The organism is Kitasatospora sp. NPDC093806, from assembly GCF_040683335.1.
In the GTDB taxonomy this organism is placed as follows: domain Bacteria; phylum Actinomycetota; class Actinomycetes; order Streptomycetales; family Streptomycetaceae; genus Kitasatospora.
The window spans coordinates 1-2,425 of record NZ_JBFBDO010000246.1 but is presented as its reverse complement, the minus strand read 5'-3'; the positions used below and the strand labels follow the sequence as shown (position 1 = coordinate 2,425).

Genomic DNA, 2,425 nt, shown 5'->3' with positions numbered 1-2,425 from the left:
GCGGAGAACCGGCTCGTCGTCGGGGGCGCGCTGATCCACCGGGGGCGGGTGCTCGCCGCTCGGCGGAGCCGGGTCAGGCACCGTCAGGGACGGCGCGGGCCGGGCCGGGGCCGGGCCCGCGGGAGGGGCGGGGGCCGTCGGGGCCGGGGCCTCGGCGCGGGCGCCCGTCCCGCGGGCGGTGCCGCGCTCCGTGCCGCGCTCCGTGCCCCGCCGCAGCCGGGCGCGGGCGGCGGCGCTCCCTCCGGCGCCCGCGCGCCGTGCTCCCCCGCCGCCGTTACCGGTACTCGACACCGACGGGGCCTCCGGCTCTGGTCGGGATCGGCGGCGCCGGCTGGGGCGGCTCACCGATGGTGACGAATAGTGCCGAAAAGTGACATACCCAGCAAGACCAAGGCTATCCCGGTCGGCGCGTCGCCTTTTCCCTTTGCCCGGCCCGCCGCGTTCCACGCGTCGCGGCGGTGGCCGGGACCGGCCGTCCGGTTCAGGGTTCCAGCAGGCGGGCCACCTCGGGGAGGACCTCGCGGTCGTGGTCGAGCCAGTCGACCTCGGCCAGCTCGTCGGGGCCGAGCCAGCGCAGCTCGTCGTGCTCCAGCAGCGGCCGCGGCTCGCCGGAGAGCAGCTCGGCGGCCCAGAGCCGCAGCTCCAGTCCGGGCCGGACCAGCCAGGCCCCGGGCAGCCGGGTGAGCGCCCGGGCCCGGACACCCAGCTCCTCCATCAGCTCGCGCTCCAGCGCCTCGGTCTCGGTCTCACCGGGCTCGGCCTTGCCGCCCGGGAACTCCCAGCGCCCCGCCACCTCGGCCGGCCTGCTCCGCCGGGCGGCGAGCACCCGCCCCCGGTGGATCAGCGCGCCCCCGACGACGAGCCGGTTCTCCGCGTCCATGGTCGTGTCGTTCACGGTCGTGTCGTTCACGGTCGTCGACCCTAGGGCCTGTGCCTGACGGACGCGCTACGCGTCCGGCCCCTTCGCCTCGGACGCGCCGGGCGGCTCGGCCTCGACCCAGTACAGCTGCTTGTGGCCGCGCGCCTCCAGCTCGGCCGCGATCCGCTCGGCCCCCTCCCGCTCGACTCCCCCGACGACCAGGAACCGGTTGCCGTTGTCGTCCTGCCGCATCACCCGAAAGGTGTCCGTGGTGTCCATGCGGAAAAGGCTAGAACCCGGCCCCCGGCCCGCGTGGGGGTCGGGTCGGGGGCCGGGCTCCAGGGACACTACGCCGGATTCGCTACCGGCAGGTACGGGCGCGGTTAACGGCCGGTAAGACGGTTACCGGCCGGTAGACGCGGGTCAGACCCGGATGTCGGGGACCTTCTCGCCGGTCGACAGCCCCAGCTCGCGGCGGATCTCGACCGCCACCTTGTAGCTCTTGCCCGACAGCGCCGTGGCCTTCCGCACCTCACGCTCGATCGCGTCCGGGTCGGCGGCCTTGGCGGCGGCGTCCCAGGCGTTCGCGGCCTCCAGCTGGATCCCGCTCAGCTCGTTCAGCTTGGGCTTCACCGCGTCCGGCCAGGGCGTGGTGGTCGAGGACAGCTCCGCGGCCTCCTTGCGGGAGGCGGCGGCCATGCCCTTCGCCCAGTTCCGGTACGCGGTCGGGTCCTCCGCGACGTCCGCCTCGGGCTGGTAGCCGAGCCCGTTGTTGTAGTTCTGGACGGCGTCCAGGTAGGCCAGCTGCGGGCGGGTGAGCTTGGACCGGTCGGTGTGGACGGTGCCCACGTGCTCCGCGTCCTCGTCCAGGAAGGTGCAGGTCACCCGCCGGTCGCCGGTCCGCCAGCCCTCCGAGCTCGGGTAGTAGAAGTACGGCAGCATGCCGTCGGGGATCTGCCAGGAGTCGAGCGCGTACTCGTCGCGCACCGGCGCGCAGAGCCGGTCGGTCTCCTTGCCGATCTCGCTCGCGCTCGGGTACGCGGCACCGCGGGGGAAGTTCGAGCTGCCCGCCACCTCGCCGTGGTGCGGGGCCGAGCACGGCACCACGTGGACCCAGTAGATGCTGGAGGACTCCGCCTTGCGGCCGGGGCTGAACGGCGGCTGGTTGAAGCAGTCGCCGGTCCGCAGGTCGTTCACGGAGATCGAGCCCGACGGCCCGCGGCGCTGGTCCGCGTACTGCCGCTCCTCGAAGCCGAGCGCGGCGAGGCCGATGAACGCGACCAGGCTGGCGATCACCCCGAGGACGCCGAAGACCAGGCCGGTGACGGCCATGCCCTTGCCCTTCTCGTTGCGCTTGGGTATCTGGACCAGCGCGACGATGGCGAAGGCGAGCGAGAGCGGCCACATGCAGAGCAGACCGGTGACCAGGGCGGCGATGGCGAAGCCGTTGGTGACCGTGGGGGCGCCGGGGTAGGCGAAGCCGGGCTGGAAGCCGCCCTGGGCGGCGGGGGTGACGGCCGCCCAGCCGGTGGCCGCCGGGGCGGCGGGGCCCGGGCCGGCCGGCGG

The 2,425-nt window shown here is 74.8% G+C and carries 3 protein-coding genes; all 3 read right to left on the bottom strand.

All coding sequences use genetic code 11. The features are described 5' to 3' along the window. Positions 1 to 481 precede the first annotated feature (481 nt). Entirely contained in the window at positions 482 to 880 is a 399-nt protein-coding gene (locus AB0N76_RS39680) for an NUDIX domain-containing protein (protein ID WP_363565724.1), read from the bottom strand. 66 nt (positions 881 to 946) lie between these two features. Then, positions 947 to 1,138, bottom strand: coding sequence for an SPOR domain-containing protein (locus AB0N76_RS39675; RefSeq protein WP_363565723.1), 192 nt, complete (start codon positions 1,136 to 1,138; stop codon positions 947 to 949). A gap of 144 nt (positions 1,139 to 1,282) precedes the next feature. After that, positions 1,283 to 2,425 (bottom strand): DUF4190 domain-containing protein (locus AB0N76_RS39670; protein ID WP_363565722.1); only part of this gene is annotated, 1,143 nt, incomplete at its 5' end.

Excerpts from the sequence above, each read along its gene's own strand:
- AB0N76_RS39680 (WP_363565724.1), bottom strand. The coding sequence starts at position 880 with ATGGACGCGGAGAACCGGCTCGTCGTCGGGGGCGCGCTGATCCACCGG.
- AB0N76_RS39675 (WP_363565723.1), bottom strand. The coding sequence starts at position 1,138 with ATGGACACCACGGACACCTTTCGGGTGATGCGGCAGGACGACAACGGC.